This window comes from Rhizobium sp. ERR 942 (assembly GCF_007828395.1).
GTDB lineage: Bacteria > Pseudomonadota > Alphaproteobacteria > Rhizobiales > Rhizobiaceae > Rhizobium > Rhizobium dioscoreae.
This window is the reverse complement of the sequence record NZ_VIUA01000010.1, coordinates 58,689-79,226: the sequence shown is the minus strand read 5'-3', so window position 1 is coordinate 79,226 and position 20,538 is coordinate 58,689. Positions and strand designations below refer to the sequence as shown.

Genomic DNA, 20,538 nt, shown 5'->3' with positions numbered 1-20,538 from the left:
TCTGCACGTCATGCGCTTCGATCTGACCGACCTTCGCCTTTTCCTCGCCGTCGTCGATGCCGGCAGCATCACGCATGGAGCCGCCGATATCGGGCTTTCGTTGCCGGCCGCCAGCGAGCGGCTGCGTGACATGGAGGCAAATGGCGGCGTACGGCTTCTGGAGCGCGGGCGACGCGGCGTGAGTCCGACGCCCGCCGGTGAGGCATTGGCCCATCATGCCCGGTTGATCCAGCGGCAGCTCACGCAAATGCGCGGCGAGCTTGGCGAGCACGCAAGCGGCCTGCGCGCAACCGTCCGGCTTCTCGCCAACACCGCGGCGATTGTCGAATACCTGCCGCCGCGCCTTGCCGAATGGATGGCCAGAAACCCGCGAACGGACATCGATCTCAAGGAGCGCCAGAGCATCGAGATCGCCCGGGCCGTTTCGGCCGGGCTGGCCGAGATAGGTATCCTGTCGGACGCGGCCGATACCTCCGGCCTGACATTGCGACCCTTCGCGATCGACCGGCTGGTGGTGGTGATATCTAGCGATCATGCGCTGGCAGCGGCAAAGCAGATCGCTTTCACGGAGATCCTGCATGAGCATTTCGTCGGACTTGCCGGCGGAGCGCTGCAGGATCACATCGACGCGCAGGCGGCCCGACTCGGCAGGCGGTTGAAAATGCGGGTGCGGATGCGGACATTTGAAGCCATCTGCCACATGGCCGGCCAGGGCATCGGCCTCGGCATCGTGCCCGAAACGGCGGCGCGTCGCTGCAGCCGATCCGCGAAAATTGCAGCCCTCCGCCTCACCGACCCATGGGCAACGCGCCGGCTTTCACTCTGCGCACGCTCCCTCGAAGAGCTTCCGTCGCCGGCCCGCGATCTTTTCGAGCATCTGGCAACGATATGACCGTAGCCTGTTGAAAAGACGCGTTGGGATCGACTAGTCTCGCCACGTGGCTGTCGGGGAGAGACGGCGCAATGGGAGGTCGGTATGGAATTTCACGACGACGAGCTTCACCGCTTCGAAGCCGAAGGGGCCGCTCCCTTGCCGCATACCGAGGTGGAAGGCCATGTCGATCATGATGGCGCGCGTATCTGGTATGCGTCCTACGGCAGCGGCGCTCCGGTGATCCTCCTGCATGGCGGGCTCGGAAACAGCGGCAATTGGGGCTACCAAGTACCCGCGCTCTTCGACGCTGGCCATCAGCCTATCGTCATCGACAGCCGCGGCCATGGCCGCAGCACACGCGACGAGCGGCCTTATACCTACGAGCTCATGGCCACAGACGTTCTCGCCGTCATGGACAGGCTGAAGATCGACAAGGCGGCAATCGCCGGATGGAGCGACGGCGCCTGTATCGGCATGGTGCTTGGAAAAACCCATCCGGAACGCGTTTCCGGTGTCTTCTTCTTTGCCTGCAACATGGACCCGAGCGGTACCAAGGAATTCGTGGCGACGCCGATCATTGAGCGCTGCTTCTCCCGCCATACGAAGGATTATGCCGCCCTCTCCGCCACACCCAGCGAGTTCGATGCTTTCGTCGAAGCGGTTGGCCTGATGCAGCGGACCGAGCCGAACTACACGGTCAAAGATCTCACGGAGATCAATGTGCCTGTCGCCATCGTGCAAAGCGAGCATGACGAGTTCATTAAGCGGGAGCATGCCGATTATCTCGTGCGGCACATTCCAGGCGCGAAGCTGATCCTTCTGCCCGGCGTCAGCCATTTTGCCCCCTTGCAGCGTCCGGCGCAGTTCAACGCCGCCCTGCTCGGCTTTCTTGCAACGATTTCAGCCTGACGGCAGATTCAGTTGCGCACGTCCGATCGTTCGGATAAATGATGATCATCATCTTATTCGAACTCCCGAGACCGAATCGCCGCTGACAGGCCCTTCCGCCCCGGGGAGCAATTTTGGCTCCAGGCAGGAGAATTTTATGACAGCCACTTTGTTTTCGCCTCTTTCCATTGGCCCTTATGAATTTGCGCATCGCGTCGTCATGGCGCCGCTGACCCGCATGCGGGCGAGCCAGCCGGGCAATGTGCCTTCGGCATTGAATGCCGAATATTACGCCCAGCGCGCCAGCGAGGGCGGGCTCATCATTTCCGAAGGGTCGCAGATTTCCCGAACAGGTCAGGGCATGCCGGCAACGCCGGGCATCCACACGGCCGAACAAATCGCCGGCTGGAGGGCCGTGACGGATGCGGTTCATTGCAAGGGCGGCAAGATCTTCCTGCAGCTCTGGCATGTCGGCCGCATCTCCCATTCCTCACACCAGCCGGGCGGAGCGGCGCCGATCGCTCCTTCAGCCATTGCCGCCAAGGGTGATGCGTTTACCGCTTCCTTCGAGCGCGTTCCCTTCGAGACGCCGCAGGCGATCGATATCGACCTGATGCCGCTTTTGATCGACGTCTACGCCCAGGCTGCCGCCAATGCCAAGCAGGCGGGCTTTGATGGCGTCGAGATTCATGGCGCCAATGGCTATCTGATCGAACAGTTCCTGCAGGCCCGCACCAACCAGCGCACTGACCAATATGGCGGCTCGATCGAGAATCGTACGCGGCTGCTGCTTGAGGTGGTCGAGGCGGTGTCCGAAGTTTGGGGTTCGGATCGCGTCGGTGTGCGCCTTTCGCCCTTCGGCATCGCCAATGACAGCGGCGAGGACGATCCATTGCGCCTCTACGGCCATGTCATTCGCGAACTGGACCGCCTCAACCTCGCCTATCTGCATCTGATTGAGCCGCGCGCCAGTGGTGCCGGCCAAGCCGAAGTAGACCACAAGAATGTGCCCTCGGCTGCGGAACTCTTTCGACCCGCCTGGTCCGGCAAGCTGATCGCCGCGGGCAATTTCCGGCCGGATACTGCCGAGGCAGCACTTGCCGCCGGCCATGCCGATGCCATCGCCTTCGGTCGTCTCTTCATCGCCAATCCCGACCTGCCGGAGCGCATTCGCCTCGGTGCCCCGCTCAATCCTTATCATCGCCCGACCTTCTACGGCGGCGGCGCCGAGGGTTACACCGATTATCCGAGGCTGGATGCCAGGGAGGCCGCCGAATGAGCACGCCGAGCGCTATCATCGTCGGAGTAGGAGCCGAACAGGGGCTGGGGGCGGCGCTCTGCCGGCTTCTCGCGGACAAGGGCTATCATGTCGTCATTGCCGGCCGGACGGCGGCAAAGATCGATCAGGTGGCGGCTGCCATCCAGGCGTCCGGCGGCAGTGCCGAGGCGATCGAAACGGACGCCACGGATGAAGCTGCGGTCATCCGGCTGTTCGATCATGCCTTTACCGCTCGAGACGATATTGCCGCGCCTGACTTCGTCGTCTTCAACGCCGGCATCAATCGCCAGATCGGTTTTCGTAATCTGACGGCCGCTCAGTTCGAGGAATTCTGGCGTGTCTGCTGCTTTGGCGGCTTCCTCGTCGGCCGTGAGGCCGCGCGGCATCTGGCGCCGCTCGGCCGCGGCACCGTGATCTTCACCGGCGCCTCCGCGAGCCTGCGCGGCAAGGCGGGTTTCGCCCAGTTCGCCGCTGCCAAAGCCGGTCTTCGAATGATCAGCCAGAGCATGGCGCGGGAATTCGGACCGCTCGGCCTTCATGTCGCCCACACCATCATCGATGGCGGCATAGACGGCGAGCGGCTACGTTCGCGCCGGCCGGATGCGGATGCCGATGGGCTGCTGAACATCGATGCCATTGCCGAGAGCTACTGGCATATTCACCGGCAGCATCCTTCTGCCTGGACACAGGAACTCGATCTGCGTCCTTACAAGGAAAACTTCTGAGGCCGCCGTCGGAGCAACTCATGGCGTTGCTCTAGCAATTCCGCGACAGGGCTTTAGCGATGGCCAGGAATTTCGGGTCTTCTAACCCGGTGCGATGCTGGATCTCTGCTTCGCTCTCCGCGGCCGATATCTCGCTCGGAATCGTGAAGGACCACGCCGATGGTCGCTTCCGGCCGCGGAAGAACTGCGCCAGCCGGCTCAGCACGCTCTGTTTGTCAGCCCCGCCTCCACGTTCTGAAGGCGGATCGACGGCATTCGGATTGCAGGGATCACCCCATCGTTCATCATAGAGATCCTTGAAGAGATAATTGGTCAGCACTGGTTTGTCCTTATTTTGAATCGATTCAATTCCAGGTTACGCGGCTTTCTTGAATCGGTTCAATCCTACGCTTCAAAAATCCGCTGTCAAGAAGAATTGAACCGATACAACTTCATTGCTAGTATCCGCCGGAAACAATTGGAGGATTTCATTGGCCAAAGGCACCATCAGGCTCGCGGACGTCGCCAAGGCAGCAGGCGTATCGCAGGGAACCGCCTCCAATGTTTTCAGCCGGCCCGAAGTGGTGCGCGAAGAAATGCGCGAGCATGTGCTCGAGACGGCCAAGCGGCTTGGCTATGCCGGGCCGAGCCTGACAGGCCGGCTGCTGCGGGCCGGAAAGGTCAATGCCATCGGTGTAGCCGCCGTCGAGCCGCTTTCCTATTTCTTCAACGATCCCTGGGCCAGGGCGCTCCTGGCTGCCGTGTCCCAGGTCTGCGATGCCAGCGGTACGGGCCTCGCTCTGGTTTCGGCCAAAGACCGGCAGACGGTGGACTGGAATATCAAGAGTGCATTGGTGGACGGCTTCATTCTGCTCTGCGTGGAAGGCGGCGAAAAGCTGGTTCAGTTGACGCGCGAGCGGCAATTGCCCTTCGTCGCTCTCGCTCTGAATGACGAAGATGCCTCGATCCCCTCGATCAGCGTCGACAATCTGGGTGGTGCAGCCGTTGCGGCCCGGCATCTGGCGGAACTCGGCCACAGACGTTTCGGCGTGCTCGCGACCGAACTTTCGGACGATCATGTCGGGCCGGTCAGCATCGCCGGGATCGGGCGGGCGATGTATTCCACCTCGCGCGATCGCGCGCTCGGCTATTGGCAGGCACTCGAAGCCTTCGGAATTGGGCGCGAAAACGTGCCGATCTTTGAGACGCTCAACGACAAGCCAAGCGTCGAAGCCGGGCTTGACCACCTGTTTTCTGCGAGGGAACCGCCGACGGCGATCCTTGCCATGTCCGATAACATCGCGCTTCTGGCGATCAACTGGCTGCGGGCACGGGGCCTTTCGGTGCCGCAGGACGTCTCCGTCATCGGCTTCGATGGCGTGCCGGAAGGCGGCATGGTGGAGCCGGGCCTGACGACGATGGCCCAGCCCTTTGCCGAGATCGCGGAACGCGCGGTGCAGGCCGTTCTTCACGATGCCGTACCGGCTGAGCGCGAGATGATCGGCGTCACGCTGATCGTGCGCGGCAGCACGGCGGCTCCGAGACACGACCGGATCTAGAGCGGTTCAGTTTTTCACGGAATCTCTGAACCGCTCTATCTCTTTGTTTTCACGCAATTCCGGACGCAAAACCGCTTCGCACTTTTGCTGGAATTTCTCTAGCTCGCCTGCTGCGCGCCATCCACGTTTGCAGCCCGCATTTCGATGAGCTGCCGGGCAGCGGCGGCAGCGGCGTCCTTGTCGCTTGCCACCTGCACGGTGGGGAAGGCGAACTGGATGCCGTTCTCGTCGAAGGACTGCTTGATCAAGGCCAGCGCGCTGCGGCGGATGACGGAGAGCTCGTCGGGCTTGGCGGTGATGGCCAGCCTGATCTCGATCGCGAAATCGCCGAACTGCTCGACACCCTTCATCTTCAGCGTCTGGATGATGCTCGGTTTCAGCTCCTCGTCGTCGAGCAGGCGCTGGCCGATGTCCTTGATGATGCGCTTCAGTTTCACGAGATCCGTATCGTAGGTCACCTTGACGATGATCTTATCGATTGCCCAGTCGCGGTTCATGTTGTTAACCGCACCGAGCGAGCCGAAGGGTATCGTCGCCAGCGGGCCGCGCTGGTGACGCAGCTTGACCGAACGCAGGCTGAAGGATTCCACCACGCCCTTGTAATGGCCGCTTTCGATATATTCGCCGATGCGGAAAGCATCGTCCCAGAGGTAGAAGATACCGCTGATGACATCCTTGACTATGGTCTGTGCGCCGAAGCCGACCGCGACGCCGACAACGCCGGCGCCGGCGATCAGCGGCCCGATCTGAACGCCGAGGCCCGACAGCACCATCATGACCGCAATGATGCCGATGACGACGGCAAGAATGTTGCGGAAGATCGGAAGCAGCGTCTGCAGCCGGGCGCGGCTCGCCCTCATCTCATCCGATTCGCCGGCGGCCGGCAGGGATTGCATGACTTTGCCGTCGATATAGGTTTTTGCCAGCTGCCAGACGAGATCGGCAACCAGGAGGATGATGATGCCGCCCAGAATGCCGCGAGCGATGCGGCCGACATTCGATTCGCTGCCACTCATCATCGCATGCGCCTCGACCCCCAGCATGTGGCCGAGCCATAAAGCCGCAAAGGTAATGATCAGCGCGCGCAAGCCGCGGTCGAGCAACACGGCCGCGATCTTGCCGGTACCGAAGATGCCGTCGGCGGCATCATGCAAGGCTTCGATCGCCTTCGTCGATACCGAGAGGACGCGCGGCAGCAATATCGCATAGATGCCGAGCCACAAAAGGCCATCGAAACCGGCCACCCAGAGACACCATAGCGCCGCGAAGAAAATCGTCAGCAGCCAGGAAATCGTCTTCGCTCCACGCTTTTCCGGCGGAAGCGGCCTCGACCACACGGCAGCCGTGGCGATCAGAAACAGACCGATGCCCAGGGTGTAGCCGATGAGGTCGCGCGCCCCGACAGAAAAGTCCAGCGACGTGACGGCCTGTATGATCGCCCAGCCGCAGGCAAAATAGATGGCAAACAGCGTGCAGCGTCGATACCAATAGGAGGCGACGCGCCGCCGTTCGGCGATGCGGGCGGCACCGCCGTCCTCATCCAGAACGTCGTTGGCGCGACGCATCGCTATCAATTCCATGACAAGCTTGCCGATGGAGATGGCCAGCCTGATCGACACCATCGCAATGACGCAAGCGATGGCAAAATTTTCAATGGCTGGCGGCCAATCGAAGGCAAGAAGCGGAACGAGCGTCACCAGGCCATGGATGATGGCGGGCACGACGCCGCCCAGAAACTGGAAGCGCGCTGCCTGCAGTTCCGTCTCGGTACCGGCAGCCCTCTCGGTGCGCTGCATATGCCTGGTGTTGATGAAGCGTGCAACGGCGAGTTCGGCCGCCAACCCCAGGAAGAAGAGCAGGACAATCTGAATGATGATGCGCACGAGGCCGACCGACTTGCCTTCGCCTTCCAGCTTTTCCGATGCGGTCATGACCTCGTAGGGCAACGTCATCGCAGCGCCGGAGACTAGCTCAAGGTGATGCCGCGTATGGCCGAGCATGCCTGATAGAACCGACATCTGATTGCCGTCGGTCGGCGTCGGATCGCTGATGGTTGCGGGTTTATCGCTGGCGGGTGTCGGTTGACTATTGAGCTGCGCAGTAAGCCATTGCCTGACATCCGGCTCGTTCATCAGCTGGATCAGCTCGCGAACCTTGTCGGGCGGCGGGGCGGCCGGCTGTGGGGCAGCGGCATTCTGCGCGAACGCAGTCACAGGTGCAGCCAATGCAAAAAGACAAAAAAACAGGCCTCCGATCGTCCACCTGCCGCCCCCGACATTTCTCATTTACGCTGCCCTTCCCGCAATCTGACCATTCGGCCCGCTCCTGCAGACTATACGCGTTTTTTGTACGGGCAAGCAGGCACTTACGACCCCCACCCCCATCATGCCGCCATTGCCCCGCAACGGCTGCCGCGCTAGGTTCTACAGCAATACCGTTCGGTACTCGGGGATGCGCGTGTTCAATTTCCTGAAAAGGCTCTTCGGCAGAGGCAAGCGCGCGGAAATGCGCCCCGGCCAACCCTATCCGATGCAGGAGCCAGAGAGCGCGGCCGTTGCCAAAACCCTCGATCTCAACATTCCCGACGAAGCTTTGCAGGATGAAGCAGCCTTTGCCGCCTATCTGCAGGAACGCCTGCCGTTCTTCGGCGATCTGATCCGCGTGGATTACGATGCTGCCGCCGGCAGTCTGACGCTGCACAGCCGCAACGGCGATACGATGACGAAATTCCTGAGCAATGCGCTGCTGGCGCTGCGCGAAAAGCGCGGGCCGGCACGCGCGCAGGCGCTCCTCAACTATCTCAACATGACGGAAGCCATGGTCGACAGCGGCGAGCTCGCCAAGGTCCTGCCGGTCCTGAAAGCGCGCGATTTCGTCGAGGTTGCGCGGCAGCAGATGATGCAGGCCGCCAAGGACGAGCCCAATCCACCACAATTCGTCTACCTTGACGAGGCCGAAAACCTGATCAAGCTCTTCGTCGTCAACGGCGAGACGACGGTCAACTACGTGATGGCCGAAGCACTCGACGACTGGGGCATCGATGTCCGAGAACTCGCCGAAACGGCACAGGCCAACCTGCAGAAATTCCTTGCCAAGACCGGCGTTCAGATCGCCAAACGCAGCCGGTTCCAATATGTCGAGGTGGACGGCCAGTTCGAGTCCAGCATTGCGTTCCTGCCGAATTTCTGGGCGCAGGTGCAGGAGCAATCCGGCGGCGCCGCGCCGATCGCCGCCTTCCTGTCGCGCGACAAGGTGTTCTTCACGCATGAGAACGATATCGAGGGCCTGCAGCTTCTGGAGCTGATCAGCGCCGATCTCAGCGACGTGCCCTACGTTATTTCGCCGGATCAATATCGCTGGGAAAATGGCCGCTGGACGCTATTTCGCCGTGTCGCCCGGATGGAAGCGGCGATCCGCCACTAGACCTTTTACGCATTGCGGACGGAAAACGCCTTAAACCAGCACTTCCTGATCGACGCGATCCTCTGCACCGAAGAACTTCAGATAACGCTCGACTTCCGCAGGCTCGCCCGTCGCCTTCTGGGGATTGTCCGAGAGCTTCACGGCCGGGCGGCCATTTGCCTCGATGACCTTGCAGACGATCGAAATAGGATTGAGGCCCTTGAGTTCGGTGGGCGCGCAGCCGGCGAAATCGTTGGTAAGGTTGGTGCCCCAACCAAAACTCATGCGGACGCGACCGTCGAAATGCTTGTAGGTGTCGATGATGGCATCGACATCGAGGCCGTCAGAGAAGATCAACAGCTTCTGGCGGGGATCGCGGCCCATCTTCTTCCACCATTCGATGATCTTCTCGCCGCCTTCGATCGGCGGGGCGCTGTCGGGGCGGAAGCCGGTCCAGTCGGCCACCCATTCCGGCGCATTGCGCAGGAAGGAAGCCGTACCGAAGGCATCGGGCAGGACGACGAGCAGATTGCCGCCATAGAGGCGGTTCCAGTCACGCAGCACCTTGTAGGGTGCCTTTCCGAGCTCTTCATCATTTTTCGCAAGTGCTGCGGCGACCATCGGCAACTCATGGGCATTGGTGCCGACGGCTTCGAGATCGGAATCCATGGCCAATAGCACGTTGCTCGTGCCGGTGAATGCGTGCGGCACGCCTTCCTTCAATGCCTCGACGCACCAGCGCTGCCAGAGGAAGCTGTGACGGCGGCGCGTCCCGAAATCGGAGATGCGCAAACCGGGCAGCTCGCGCAGCCGCTCCACCTTTTCCCACATCTTGGCCTTGGCGCGGGCATAGAGCACATCGAGCGTGAAGGGGCCGAGCGCCTTTAGAGCCGAGCGCGAACGAAGCTCGTTGATGATGGCGAGCGCGGGGATTTCCCACATCGTCGTTTCCTTCCACGAGCCGTGGAAATCGAGAATATACTGGCCGTCGCGCTTCGAGAGCTCGTATTCCGGCAGCTGGAAATTCGACAGCCAGGCGAGGAATTCCGGTTCGAAGATCTGGGCGCGGCCGTAGAAACTGTTACCCGCCAGCCAGATCATCTCCTTCTTGGAGAGGCGGAGCGTGCGGGCATGGTCGAGCTGCTCACGCAATTCTTTTTCGTCGATCACTTCTGCGAGGCGAACGCTCTTGGTGCGATTGATAAGCGAGAAGGTGGCATCGACATCTGGATAGAGCTTCCAGATCATTTGCAGCATGAGGAGCTTGTAGAAATCCGTGTCGATCAGGCTGCGGATGATCGGATCAAGCTTCCAGGTATGGTTATAGACGCGGGTGGCGATATCCGTCTTGGTCATGTCGTTCCTGCCCCGTCTCCTGCCCTGCGGACGTCATGCTTTTCGCCAGCGGCGTGCCGGCATGCGGTTGTAGCGCCCTGTTATCAAAAAATGTTGAGCGAAAGTCCAGTCGCTGAAAGAAAATTGATACCAGGGCAAATGCGTCGCATTTTGCCGGCGCCAGCCGAGACATAAGGCCCCGACCACCGCCATAGACTTAGTAACCCCGACCGCGATCTACCAGATGCTGCAGCGGTTCGCCGCGTTCGAAGCGGGCGATCTGCTCCTCGACGTAGCGCATCAGTGCCTTTTCGTCAGACACAGCGGAATCATGCGGCGTAATGATGACATTTTCCAGGTCCCAAAGCGGATCGTCCGCAGCCAGAGGCTCGACGGCGAAGACATCGAGGGAGGCGCCGCCGAGGATGCCGGTGCGAACAGCCGAAGCGATATCGGCCGCAACCTGGCTCTTGCCGCGGCCGGCATTGATGAAGACCGGCTTGCCGAGCGGGCCGTTGCGATGCAGCTTTGAAAAGAGCGAAGCGTTGTAAATTCCCGTCGTCTCTGCCGTCAGCGGCAGCAGGCCGACGAGAATGTCGGTACGTGCCAGAAACGCATCCAGCCCGGCGGCATCGAAGGTTTCCATACCGTCGATCTCTTTCTTGCTGCGGGACCAGCCGATGACGTTGAAGCCCATAACTTTCAATTTCGCGGCTGCATCGCAGCCGAGAACACCGAGGCCCATGACGCCGACAGTAACGTCAGCGGCTTCCGGACCATGCTGCGGCGCCCAGACATGCTGTCGCTGATTCCTGAAATGCCCCTGCACATCGCGCAGATGCATCAGGCATTGCATGACTACCCATTCGCTCATCCGCGTCGTGAGACTGCGATCCACGAAACGGACCATCGGGATGTCAGGCAGACCAGCAATCGACATCATGGAATCGACACCGGCGCCGCCCGAGAAGATGACCTTGAGATTGGGCGCGCGCTCGAAAAGATCGGCATCCGGCTTCCACAGCAGCGCATAGTCGACATGCCTCAGATCCAGCCCCTTGCTGGCGGGGTCAGCGAGATTGATGCTGCCGCGATCGGCAAAAGCGGTTTCGAGTGCCCTGGCGACGGTCTCGGGGTTGAATTTGAGGTCGACGAGAACGGGGCTTTTGGCCGGCATGATGATGGTCTCTATTGCTGGATGGCGGCGGTCGGCACCGCCTCGATGTTAAAGGCGGCAGCGAGAAGCGCCCTGGTGTAATCCTCTTTCGGCGCCCGGAAAATATCGGCGGATGCGCCCTGCTCGACGACCTTGCCGAAGCGCATGACGATCAGCTCGTTGGCGAGCGCCTTCACCACCTTCAGGTCGTGGCTGATGAAGAGATAGGCGAGATCGTGCTTCTGCTGCAGGTCACGCAACAGATCGACCACCTGCGCCTGCACGCTCATGTCGAGCGCCGAGGTGGGCTCGTCGAGCATGACGAAGCGTGGCTTCAACACCATGGCCCGGGCGATGGCGATGCGCTGACGCTGACCGCCGGAGAACTCGTGCGGAAAACGCCAGCGGGTGGACGGATCGAGGCCGACCTCCTCCAGTGCCCAGCAGACGCGCTTGTCGCGCTCATCGGCCGAAAGCGACCGCTCATGCACCTTGAGCCCCTCGGCAATGATCTCGCCGACCGACATGCGCGGGCTGAGCGATCCATAAGGATCCTGGAAGACCACCTGCAGCTGGTTGCGCAGCGGCCGCATTTCGCGGAACGAATAGCCGGCTATATCCTTGCCGACGAAGGCGATACGGCCCTTGGAGGAAATAAGCCGGGCGAGCGCGAGGCCGAGCGTGGTCTTGCCTGAGCCGGATTCGCCGACGACGCCGAGCGTCTGGCCGGCGCGGAGCTTCAGATCGATGCCATCGACCGCCTTCACATGATCGACAACCTTGCGCATGAAGCCCGCTTTGATCGGGAACCAGACGCGAATATCGTTGCCTTCCATGACCACGGGCTTGTTCGTATCGCTTGCGGGCGGTTCACCGCGTGGTTCAGCGGCGAGGAGATGGCGGGTATAATCATGCTGCGGCCGCGTGAAGACATCCTCCACCGTGCCGGTCTCAACGATCTTGCCCTTGGTCATCACGCAGACGCGGTCGGCGAACTTGCGGACGATGCCGAGATCGTGGGTGATGAACAACATCGACATGCCATGCTGACCCTTGAGCTCGCGCAGCAGTTCGAGGATCTGTGCCTGCACGGTGACGTCGAGCGCCGTCGTCGGCTCGTCGGCGATCAGGAGTTCGGGACGATTGGCAAGCGCCATGGCGATCATTACGCGCTGGCGCTGGCCGCCCGACAGCTCATGCGGATAGGCCTTTAGGCGCTTTTCCGGTTCGCGGATGCCGACCTGGTTCAAGAGCTCCAGCGTGCGGCTGCGGGCCGGCTCGCCCACCATGCCCTGATGCAGCGCCAGGATCTCGCTGATCTGCCGCTCGATGGTGTGGAGCGGATTGAGTGAGGTCATCGGCTCCTGAAAGATCATGGTGATGTCGTTGCCGCGCACGGCGCGCAGCTCGTTGTCCGATGCCTTCAGCAGGTCCCTGCCTTTGAACAGGATCTCGCCGGAAGGGTGGCTTGCAGCCGGATAGGGCAAGAGCTTCAAGATCGAATTGGCCGAGACCGATTTGCCTGAGCCGGATTCGCCGACCAGCGCCACGACCTCGCCCTTGCGGATATCAAAGGAGACGCCATCGACGGCGATCGACGTCTGCCCGCCCTGATGAAAGGCGACGGAGAGATTGCGGACTGACAGCAGCGATTCGGTCATTCGGCCATGCTTTTTAGGAGGGATGTCAGAGTGGGCTCATCGGGGCGAAGGATCGTCAAAGGGGTGACATCCAACGGCCCCGAGAAAGGATGGACAAGGTCTGTGATATCGCCGATCCCCTTGTCCGCAGTCAGGAAGTGAGTGCAACGGCTATGAAGCGCGGTAGCGAGGTGGATCGCATCCGGCAATTTCAAACCGCCACGCGTTGCCCGCAGCAAGGCCGCACCATCAAGGATCGGCGGCGTGATGGACCAGATGTCCAGCCAGGAACGCGACGACGACCATTCTTCATAGGTTCTCAAAAGCTCGAAATTCTGCTGCTGTAACGGTTTGACCTTCAATTCGGCAAAGGTCAGCGCGCTGGTGGAGACGTAGACGGGTTTCTTCTCGATCACCTCTAAGATGGCCCAGAGAAGATCGTGAACGATGCCGCTTTGCTCCATCAACGCGACAACGACATTCGTGTCCCAATAGATGCCCCGTGGTGCGGTCATCTATCATCCCACTCATCGCGCAGTTCACGAATACGGGCAACGATCTCTTCAGTCGTGGCAGTTCCGGCGTATCTATCGGGGTGCGCCCTGCGATCCCGTAAGAGAGCCTTGAGATTCGCGGACTGTGCACTTTTCGGAGAGAGCGAAGCAAATGGCGAACGGCTGTCGGTGGAAGACTTCTCTTCCGCCTCCACCACAACGCGCACCAATGCTTCCTTGGGCAGATTGCCGCGAATATCGTCCGGCAACCTAGACGCCGGATAATGTTCCAGTACCACCTTATTCATCGCATCCATCCATTGCCTGTCGTCGCCGACTGCAGTTTATCTTGTGCGCTGACCAATTGCGAGCACTCCTCATCGGAACGTCTTCCTCGGATCGAAGGCGTCGCGCACGGCTTCGCCGATGAAAATCAGCAGCGACAGCATGATCGACATGGTGAAGAAGGCCGAGAGCCCCAGCCAGGGAGCCTGCAGATTGGATTTGCCCTGGGCGATCATTTCACCCAGCGACGGCGAGCCGGGCGGCATGCCGAAGCCCAGGAAATCCAGCGAGGTCAGGGTGGTGATCGAGCCCGACAGGATGAAGGGAACGAAGGTCAGCGTCGCCACCATCGCGTTCGGCAGCAGGTGGCGATACATGATGGTGCGGTTGTTGACGCCGAGCGCGCGGGCGGCGCGCACATATTCGAAATTGCGCGCCCGCAGGAATTCGGCGCGCACGACGCCGACGAGCCCTACCCAGGAAAACAGCAGCAATATGCCGAGCAGGATGAAGAAGCCCGGCGGCAGCACCGAGGCGATGATCAGCAGGATATAGAGCACCGGCATGGACGACCAGATTTCGATGAAACGCTGCATCAGGAGATCGGTCCAGCCACCGAAATAGCCCTGTATCGCACCGGCGCAGACGCCGACGACTGCCGAACAGATGGTGAGCGCCAGGCCGAATAGCACCGAGATGCGGAAACCGTAGATCAGGCGGGCGAGTACATCGCGGGCCTGATCGTCGGTGCCGAGCCAATTGAAATTGCTCCAGTTGCAGTTCGGATCGGCAACGCCGCCGGGATAGCCCGAGCAGCGCGTCTCCTTGCTCATTGCCCAGAAAGGCGGCGTCGGCGCCGACATTCCTGTGGGAAGGTTGGAATTGGCGGTCTGATAGGAATAATGGATCGGCGGCCAGATCATCCAGCCATGGGCATTGATCTCATCCTGAATATCCGGGGCGCGATAATCCGTCTGCGCCAGGAAACCGCCGAACTTCTCCTCGGGGTAATCCACGAAGACCGGCGCTAGGATCTCTCCCTTGTAAGAGACGAGGATCGGCCGGTCGTTGACGATGAATTCGGCCCCGAGGCTGAGGACGAACAGGACCAGGAAAATCCAGAGCGACCAGTAGCCACGGCGGTTTGCCTTGAAATTCTCCCAGCGGCGAATGTTGGTGGGCGAGAAAAGGCCTTTGCGGGGCGGCTTCACCGTCGTCGGAAGCGTCTGCTGATTGGCTGCGTCCATCACACGTCCCTCCGCTCGAAATCGATGCGCGGATCAATCCAGGTGTAGATTAGATCTGAGACGAGGCTGACGACGAGGCCGAGCAGCGAGAAGATGAAGAGAGTGGCAAAGACCACCGGATAGTCGCGCTGGACGACAGAGAGATAGCTCAGGCGCCCCAAGCCATCGAGCGAGAAGATATTTTCGATCAGCAGCGAGCCGGTGAAGAAGGCGGAGATAAAGGCGCCGGGAAAGCCGGCAATGACGATGAGCATGGCGTTGCGGAAGACATGGCCATAGAGCACGCGCCGTTCGGAAAGGCCCTTGGCGCGGGCGGTGATGACATATTGCTTCTTGATTTCCTCGATGAAGGAGTTCTTGGTCAGCAGCGTCGTGGTGGCGAAAGCGGCGAGCGACAGCGAAATCAGCGGCAGCACCAGATGCCAGAGATAATCGAGGATCTTCTGCCACCAGCTGAGATCGGCGAAATTATCCGAAACGAGGCCGCGCAGCGGAAACCAGTCGAAGAAGGAGCCGCCGGCAAAGAGCACGATCAGCATGATGCCGAACAGGAAGCTCGGGACGGCATAGCCGACGATGATGATGCCCGACGTCCAGACATCGAAGGTCGATCCGTCCTGCACCGCCTTGCGGATGCCGAGCGGAATGGAAATGGCATAGGAGAAGATCAGGATCCAGATGCCGAGCGAGATCGACACCGGCAGCTTCTGGCCGATGAGATCGATGACGGTGGTATTGCGGAAAAAGCTCTCGCCGAAATCGAAGCGGATATAATTCCACATCATCTGACCGAAGCGCTCCAGCGGCGGCTTGTCGAAGCCGAACTGCTTGTCGAGCTTGGCGATCAGCTCGGGATCGAGACCCTGTGCGCCGCGATATTTCGAGCTGCTGTCATCGAAGGATTGCTGTGCAGCCAGGTCCGTACCGCCACCCGACAGGCGGCCATTGGCATTGTCGCCCTGACCGGTCAGCTGCGCGATGACCTGCTCGACGGGACCGCCCGGCGCAAACTGCACGATGGTGAAGGAAATCGCCATGATGCCGACGATGGTCGGGATCATCAGCAGGAGGCGTCGCAGAATATAGGCGCCCATCAGTCCGCCGCTCCCGCAAGCAGGGGTATGTTCCGCCTCGCCTCAATCCGTCCGTCGATCAAATCATAGTCCCTTCCGCCGGATCGAGACCGGCGCAATCATTTCAGCTGGAAACCATCCGAATCAGCCTCGAGCATTTGGAGCCAGCGAGCCCCTCATTGCAAGAGAGGCTCACTTTCCGGCGCTTTTCGACCACCAGACATCGGGAAAGCCGATCGAGTAATAGGGCAGCTCGGGCAGATGCTCGAATTTGTCCCAATAGGCGATCTTGTTCGTCGTCCCATAAAACAGCGGGACGACGTAGTGGTGGGCGAGCAGTACGCGATCAAGCGCCTTGGCGGCAGCAGTCTTTTCTTCGAGGGTCGCGGCAGAGACAAGCTTACCGATCAATATATCGACACCCGGATCGGAAATGCCGGCGTAGTTGCGAGAGCCTTGGCGGTTTGCGGAAGCCGAGCCCCAGTAATCGATTTGTTCACTGCCGGGCGGCAGCGCCGTGCCCCACACGTTCCAGGTCGCATCATAGTCGAAGCTGCGAATGCGATTTATGTATTGCGATGAATCGACCGTTCTGAGGGTCGCATCAATGCCAATGCGGCGCAGGTTCTGAACGTAGGGCAGGTTTGATCTTTCCAGCGAAGGACTGCCGAGCAGAATTTCCATCGTGAACGGCTTGCCGGTCTTTTCGTTGACCATGCGATTGCCCTTCAACACATAACCGGCTTCCTTGAAAAGCGCGATCGCCTTGCGCAGATTGTCGCGCGCCTTCTGTGGATCGCCGCCGACCGGATTGGTATAGGGCGTGGTGAAGACTTCGGGCGGCACCTTATCCTTGACGCTGTTGAGGATATTCAACTCCTCGCCCGCGGGCAGCCCCGAAGAGGCAAGCTCGGTGCCGAAAAAGAAGGAGTTGACGCGGCTCAGCTGGCCGAAGGCAAGCGCCCTGTTCATCTCTTCGAAGTCATAGGCGTAGTTCAGCGCCTCACGTACACGCTGATCCTTGAACTGATCCCGCCGGAGATTGAGCACCATTGCCTGCATGATGCCGACCGAACGCAGCGAGTTGGGCAGTTCATCGCGCTTGATGCGGCCGTCCTTGGCGGCGGGAAAGTCGTATGCGGTCACCCAGTGGCTTGCCGACTGGTCCCGCCAGAAATCCGTATTCCCGCCGCGAAAGGCTTCGAATTCCACATCCTTATCGGCGTAGTAGGTGTAGGAAACCGTCCCGAAGTTATTCTGGCCGATATTGACCGGCAGGTTCTTGCCCCAATAGTCATCTCGCAGTTCATATCGGATTGACGATCCCGGCTGCACGGAGACGATCTTATACGGTCCGGATCCCATGACCGGCTCGAGTGTTGTGCGGGAGATATCGCGTGGCTTTCCATCGGCGCCGGCGCTCTCCCACCAATGTTTCGGCACGATCAGCAGCTGGCCGGCAATAAAAGGAAGTTCCCGATTGTTCTTTTCATTGAAGTAGAAGGTGACGTCCCTGTCGCCCGTCTTTTCAGCTCGCGTCACGTGAGAATAGATACTGGTCGCGAGAGGATTGAGCTCCTTGGTGCGATCGAAGCTAAAAACCACATCATCAGGGGTTACTGGTGTGCCGTCGGCCCATTTCGCCTCGGCGCGCAAGCGGAAGGTCGCGCTCGATATGTCATCTGGATAGGAGACGCCCTCGGCAAGCAAGCCATAGGAGGTGGCAACCTCGTCATTGGACGATTTCATCAGCGTATCGAAAACCATTGACAATCCGCTGACGGGGTTGCCCTTAAACAGCACCGGATTGAGCGTGTCGAACGTGCCCTCGTCCGAAAGCTTAAGCTCCCCGCCCTTTGGCGCATCCGGATTGACATAATCGAAATGCTTGAAGCCGGGCTGATATTTCAAGTCGCCGAGAATGGCCGTGCCGATGCGGAATTGCGGCTCTTCGGCTTTCGTGGCTAGAGGCATTGCCAGCAGGCAAAAAAGAGAAACGGCCAAGCCTGCTTTCAACCGCGACAACGCCATTCATGATCTCCCGATGATTTCTGGAGAATCAGCATAAGGCAAATGAGGGCAAAAAACAGGACGCAATAATGCGCCTCTTCGTAAAGAGGCCGAAGACTGTTTCCGGGAATCAACCCTTTGCCGCAGCTTCTTCAAGACGTTTGCGCAACATCAGCCGCAATTCGCCGGCGACGCGGCGATCCTCGGCAGCATCGGGCTCGGCGGCGACGGCGACGACGATGCGAAGCAGTTCGAGCACGATACCCGACATCAGCACGATATCGTCCGATATCGGCGGCTGCGCCTGCCGCAGGACGCTGGCGATCAGCTCCTTCAGCTCTGCCCGTGAGCGCGCCTTGCGCTCCTTGGGAATATCACGGCGACCGGCCAGTACCGAAAACTCCGGATATTCCTCCATGAAAGCACCGAGTGCATGGAAGATCGCCTCGCCGCTATCGGCTGCGGAAAGGCCGGTGCTCCGCTCGGCCATACCTCGAAGCCCGGCCTTCAATCGCTCCAGGCGTTCTATATGCAGTGCTTCGGCAAGCAGGGGCTTGGTCGGGAAGAACTGATAGAGCGAGCCGATAGAGGAATTTGCCTCGGCCGCAATCTCCGTCATCGTTGCCGCCTCATAGCCCTTGCGCGCGAAAACCTTTGCGGCCGCCTCCAGCAGTATGACGACCCGATCATGGCCGCGCTGCCGCTTCGGCGTGCGCGTCTTCAATTCTTCACTTGATTTTTGTGAGGCCATCCTCATATTTCCATTGTGAGGATATCCTCATATTTTATGGAGCTACCGCCCGATGTCACTTTACGACCCCAAAACTACCGCTCTCGTTTCTATCGACCTGCAAGGCCTCGTCCTCAGCCGGCCGCTCGCGCCCTACTCCGCCCAGCAGATCGTCACCAATACGGTCGCCATCGCAAACAGACTGAAGGCCGATGGCGGAACGACCGTTTTCGTGACGGTTGGATTTTCCACAGACTATGCCGATGCTGTCAATCAGCCGACAGACGAAAGCTTTGCGCTTCCCCCAGGAGGTTTGCCGCCGGCCGCACTCGAGGCTCCGGCCGAGATGGCAGCGCTGACGCCCGATGTCGCCATCGTCAAGCGCCAGTGGAGTGCCTTTTACGGCACGGAACTGGACCTGCAGCTTCGCCGTCGCGGCGTCAGGACGCTGATCCTGACCGGAGTCGCCACCAATTTCGGTGTCGAAGCAACCGTACGCGATGCCTTCGCGGCAAACTACGCCGTCATTGTTGCCGAAGATGCGGTCACGACCTTCTCGCAGGACATGCAGGATTTCGCCTGCACGAAGGTCTTGCCGCGGCTGTCGCGTATCCGCAAGACGGCGGAAATCCTGGCGAACTGATCCATCCGAAGCAAAGGTCTATGCAAGCAAAGGCGGCCGACCGGTGGCCATCCGTGATTGGCGCGGATTCACTTCCATCCTGTTTCAGGATAGTCTCACGGCAAATCACTTCGGCTAATGCCGACCGCCTTTCAAGGATATGCATGGCTTCACTTCTGGCTCGCGCCTTTCGAACGATCGGCAAATTCTCTCTCGCCACCTTGATCGGGATGGGCCTTGTCGCCGGCGATGCGCTGGCACAGCAGGCCACCCCTTCCCCCGGCAGCGCCAAGGCTGTTTTCGGCGCCGTGACGCTGCCGACGCAGGGACCGCCGCAATCGATCGGCTTCTATGCCAAGGGCTGCCTTGCGGGCGCAGTCGCCCTGCCCGCGGACGGCCCGACATGGCAGGCGATGCGCCTGTCGCGCAATCGTCGCTGGGGACGACCGGAGATGATCGGCCTGCTCGAGCGCCTCTCGCGCGATGCTGCGAAGAATGACGGCTGGCCGGGTTTGCTTGTCGGCGATATCTCGCAGCCGCGCGGCGGCCCGATGATCAACGGCCATGCCTCGCATCAGATCGGCCTCGACGCCGACGTCTGGCTGACGCCGATGCCGCGACGGAAGATGACGGCGGAAGAGCGCGAAGCCCTGCCTTTCACCACGATGCTCGCCAAGGACAAGTTCCTGACGATCAACGACAAGGTCTGGACCCCGGCGCATGCCCGCCTCTTGATGCGCGCAGCGAGCTATCCGGAGGTCGAGCGCATCTTCGTCAACCCGGCGATCAAGAAGAAGATGTGCGAGACATGGACAGGTGATCGCACCAACCTCGGCAAGCTGCGCCCGGAATACGGGCACGACTCGCATTTCCATATTCGCCTCCGCTGCCCCGCCGGCTCCATCGGCTGCACAGGGCAGGCGCCGGTCGCCGCCGGTGATGGCTGCGACAAGTCGCTCGCCTGGTGGTTCGGGCCTGAGCCCTGGGCCAAGCCGAAGCCCAGCGACAAGCCGCCCCAAAAGCCGCGCGAAGTCATGGTTGCCGATCTGCCCAAGGCCTGCCAGGCCGTATTGGCGGCGCCTGCGATTGCTTCCGCACGCTCCACCGCCTCCGGCGCGAAAGCTGCCGACGCTTCAGTGGAGACGGACACAATGCCGGTTTCGGGCGATACGCCGCCCGGTCAGATTCCGCAGCAGTAAGTCCTGCACCGTCCTTGCCGGAGGCGTCTTTCAAAACGCGC

At 60.6% G+C, this 20,538-nt stretch carries 19 protein-coding genes; 8 read left to right on the top strand and 11 right to left on the bottom strand.

What is annotated here, in order from left to right:
* The first annotated feature begins 10 nt into the window (after positions 1-10).
* From FBZ97_RS30470 to FBZ97_RS30455, 4 genes are all read left to right on the top strand, one after another.
* Positions 11-892 (top strand): LysR family transcriptional regulator, encoded by an 882-nt coding sequence (locus tag FBZ97_RS30470; protein ID WP_145323313.1) that lies wholly within the window; start codon positions 11-13, stop codon positions 890-892.
* An 84-nt stretch (positions 893-976) separates the two neighbouring features.
* Positions 977-1,783, top strand: coding sequence for an alpha/beta hydrolase (locus FBZ97_RS30465; protein WP_145323311.1), 807 nt, complete (start codon positions 977-979; stop codon positions 1,781-1,783).
* A gap of 136 nt (positions 1,784-1,919) precedes the next feature.
* Complete coding sequence (locus tag FBZ97_RS30460; RefSeq protein ID WP_145323309.1) at positions 1,920-3,041, top strand: alkene reductase; 1,122 nt, start codon at positions 1,920-1,922, stop codon at positions 3,039-3,041.
* Positions 3,038-3,766 carry an SDR family NAD(P)-dependent oxidoreductase gene (locus tag FBZ97_RS30455; RefSeq protein ID WP_145323307.1) on the top strand — a complete coding sequence of 243 codons (729 nt, stop codon included), beginning with the start codon at positions 3,038-3,040 and terminating at the stop codon, positions 3,764-3,766. The genes FBZ97_RS30460 and FBZ97_RS30455 overlap by 4 nt, the downstream gene beginning before the upstream one ends.
* A 31-nt stretch (positions 3,767-3,797) precedes the next feature.
* Here FBZ97_RS30455 and FBZ97_RS30450 read toward each other — a convergent pair whose 3' ends face one another.
* The gene (locus FBZ97_RS30450; protein ID WP_145323305.1) at positions 3,798-4,085 is read right to left on the bottom strand and encodes a hypothetical protein; all 288 of its coding nucleotides are present in this window, start codon (positions 4,083-4,085) and stop codon (positions 3,798-3,800) included.
* Between the two features lie 151 nt (positions 4,086-4,236).
* On the opposite strand from FBZ97_RS30450, the gene FBZ97_RS30445 reads away from it, so the two are divergent.
* A complete protein-coding gene (locus FBZ97_RS30445; protein ID WP_145323303.1) occupies positions 4,237-5,304 on the top strand; it encodes a LacI family DNA-binding transcriptional regulator in 1,068 nt (355 codons plus the stop codon).
* Positions 5,305-5,402: 98 nt separating this feature from the next.
* On the opposite strand, the gene FBZ97_RS30440 is transcribed toward FBZ97_RS30445, so the two are convergent.
* The gene (locus FBZ97_RS30440) at positions 5,403-7,517 is read right to left on the bottom strand and encodes a mechanosensitive ion channel family protein (protein WP_246661905.1); all 2,115 of its coding nucleotides are present in this window, start codon (positions 7,515-7,517) and stop codon (positions 5,403-5,405) included.
* Between the two features lie 238 nt (positions 7,518-7,755).
* Between FBZ97_RS30440 and FBZ97_RS30435 the strand changes: the two genes are divergently transcribed.
* A complete protein-coding gene (locus FBZ97_RS30435) occupies positions 7,756-8,727 on the top strand; it encodes a hypothetical protein (RefSeq protein WP_246661904.1) in 972 nt (323 codons plus the stop codon).
* A gap of 30 nt (positions 8,728-8,757) precedes the next feature.
* Here FBZ97_RS30435 and pncB read toward each other — a convergent pair whose 3' ends face one another.
* The 9 genes from pncB to FBZ97_RS30390 form a co-directional block, all read right to left on the bottom strand.
* A complete protein-coding gene (gene pncB / locus FBZ97_RS30430; RefSeq protein WP_113351483.1) occupies positions 8,758-10,062 on the bottom strand; it encodes a nicotinate phosphoribosyltransferase in 1,305 nt (434 codons plus the stop codon).
* Between the two features lie 196 nt (positions 10,063-10,258).
* On the bottom strand, positions 10,259-11,218 hold the full coding sequence (locus FBZ97_RS30425; protein WP_145323299.1) for a glyoxylate/hydroxypyruvate reductase A: 960 nt from the start codon (positions 11,216-11,218) through the stop codon (positions 10,259-10,261).
* Positions 11,219-11,229: 11 nt separating this feature from the next.
* Positions 11,230-12,858: an ABC transporter ATP-binding protein gene (locus tag FBZ97_RS30420; RefSeq protein ID WP_145323297.1), complete on the bottom strand. Its 1,629-nt coding sequence runs from the start codon at positions 12,856-12,858 to the stop codon at positions 11,230-11,232.
* The gene (locus tag FBZ97_RS30415; RefSeq protein ID WP_145323296.1) at positions 12,855-13,352 is read right to left on the bottom strand and encodes a PIN domain-containing protein; all 498 of its coding nucleotides are present in this window, start codon (positions 13,350-13,352) and stop codon (positions 12,855-12,857) included. The genes FBZ97_RS30420 and FBZ97_RS30415 overlap by 4 nt, the downstream gene beginning before the upstream one ends.
* Positions 13,349-13,639 (bottom strand): hypothetical protein, encoded by a 291-nt coding sequence (locus FBZ97_RS30410; protein ID WP_145323294.1) that lies wholly within the window; start codon positions 13,637-13,639, stop codon positions 13,349-13,351. The genes FBZ97_RS30415 and FBZ97_RS30410 overlap by 4 nt, the downstream gene beginning before the upstream one ends.
* 69 nt (positions 13,640-13,708) lie before the next feature.
* Complete coding sequence (locus tag FBZ97_RS30405; protein ID WP_113397335.1) at positions 13,709-14,863, bottom strand: ABC transporter permease; 1,155 nt, start codon at positions 14,861-14,863, stop codon at positions 13,709-13,711.
* Positions 14,863-15,957, bottom strand: coding sequence for a microcin C ABC transporter permease YejB (locus tag FBZ97_RS30400; protein ID WP_113351489.1), 1,095 nt, complete (start codon positions 15,955-15,957; stop codon positions 14,863-14,865). The genes FBZ97_RS30405 and FBZ97_RS30400 overlap by 1 nt, the downstream gene beginning before the upstream one ends.
* Before the next feature lie 171 nt (positions 15,958-16,128).
* Entirely contained in the window at positions 16,129-17,967 is a 1,839-nt protein-coding gene (locus tag FBZ97_RS30395; RefSeq protein WP_145323292.1) for an extracellular solute-binding protein, read from the bottom strand.
* A 109-nt stretch (positions 17,968-18,076) separates the two neighbouring features.
* Complete coding sequence (locus FBZ97_RS30390; protein WP_145323290.1) at positions 18,077-18,697, bottom strand: TetR/AcrR family transcriptional regulator; 621 nt, start codon at positions 18,695-18,697, stop codon at positions 18,077-18,079.
* Between the two features lie 52 nt (positions 18,698-18,749).
* Between FBZ97_RS30390 and FBZ97_RS30385 the strand changes: the two genes are divergently transcribed.
* Together FBZ97_RS30385 and mepA are read left to right on the top strand one after the other, a co-directional pair.
* Positions 18,750-19,319 (top strand): isochorismatase family protein, encoded by a 570-nt coding sequence (locus tag FBZ97_RS30385; protein ID WP_145323288.1) that lies wholly within the window; start codon positions 18,750-18,752, stop codon positions 19,317-19,319.
* 143 nt (positions 19,320-19,462) lie between these two features.
* Positions 19,463-20,497: a penicillin-insensitive murein endopeptidase gene (gene mepA / locus FBZ97_RS30380; protein WP_145323286.1), complete on the top strand. Its 1,035-nt coding sequence runs from the start codon at positions 19,463-19,465 to the stop codon at positions 20,495-20,497.
* Positions 20,498-20,538 lie beyond the last annotated feature (41 nt).

What these genes read in the sequence shown, in the direction of transcription:
- FBZ97_RS30420 (WP_145323297.1), bottom strand. Translation starts at nt 12,858, where the DNA reads ATGACCGAATCGCTGCTGTCAGTCCGCAATCTCTCCGTCGCCTTTCAT.
- FBZ97_RS30470 (WP_145323313.1), top strand. Translation starts at nt 11, where the DNA reads ATGCGCTTCGATCTGACCGACCTTCGCCTTTTCCTCGCCGTCGTCGAT.
- FBZ97_RS30410 (WP_145323294.1), bottom strand. Translation starts at nt 13,639, where the DNA reads ATGAATAAGGTGGTACTGGAACATTATCCGGCGTCTAGGTTGCCGGAC.
- FBZ97_RS30415 (WP_145323296.1), bottom strand. Translation starts at nt 13,352, where the DNA reads ATGACCGCACCACGGGGCATCTATTGGGACACGAATGTCGTTGTCGCG.
- mepA (WP_145323286.1), top strand. Translation starts at nt 19,463, where the DNA reads ATGGCTTCACTTCTGGCTCGCGCCTTTCGAACGATCGGCAAATTCTCT.
- FBZ97_RS30460 (WP_145323309.1), top strand. Translation starts at nt 1,920, where the DNA reads ATGACAGCCACTTTGTTTTCGCCTCTTTCCATTGGCCCTTATGAATTT.
- FBZ97_RS30405 (WP_113397335.1), bottom strand. Translation starts at nt 14,863, where the DNA reads ATGGACGCAGCCAATCAGCAGACGCTTCCGACGACGGTGAAGCCGCCC.
- FBZ97_RS30465 (WP_145323311.1), top strand. Translation starts at nt 977, where the DNA reads ATGGAATTTCACGACGACGAGCTTCACCGCTTCGAAGCCGAAGGGGCC.
- FBZ97_RS30455 (WP_145323307.1), top strand. Translation starts at nt 3,038, where the DNA reads ATGAGCACGCCGAGCGCTATCATCGTCGGAGTAGGAGCCGAACAGGGG.
- FBZ97_RS30425 (WP_145323299.1), bottom strand. Translation starts at nt 11,218, where the DNA reads ATGCCGGCCAAAAGCCCCGTTCTCGTCGACCTCAAATTCAACCCCGAG.
- FBZ97_RS30435 (WP_246661904.1), top strand. Translation starts at nt 7,756, where the DNA reads ATGCGCGTGTTCAATTTCCTGAAAAGGCTCTTCGGCAGAGGCAAGCGC.
- FBZ97_RS30390 (WP_145323290.1), bottom strand. Translation starts at nt 18,697, where the DNA reads ATGGCCTCACAAAAATCAAGTGAAGAATTGAAGACGCGCACGCCGAAG.
- pncB (WP_113351483.1), bottom strand. Translation starts at nt 10,062, where the DNA reads ATGACCAAGACGGATATCGCCACCCGCGTCTATAACCATACCTGGAAG.
- FBZ97_RS30400 (WP_113351489.1), bottom strand. Translation starts at nt 15,957, where the DNA reads ATGGGCGCCTATATTCTGCGACGCCTCCTGCTGATGATCCCGACCATC.
- FBZ97_RS30385 (WP_145323288.1), top strand. Translation starts at nt 18,750, where the DNA reads ATGTCACTTTACGACCCCAAAACTACCGCTCTCGTTTCTATCGACCTG.
- FBZ97_RS30395 (WP_145323292.1), bottom strand. Translation starts at nt 17,967, where the DNA reads ATGGCGTTGTCGCGGTTGAAAGCAGGCTTGGCCGTTTCTCTTTTTTGC.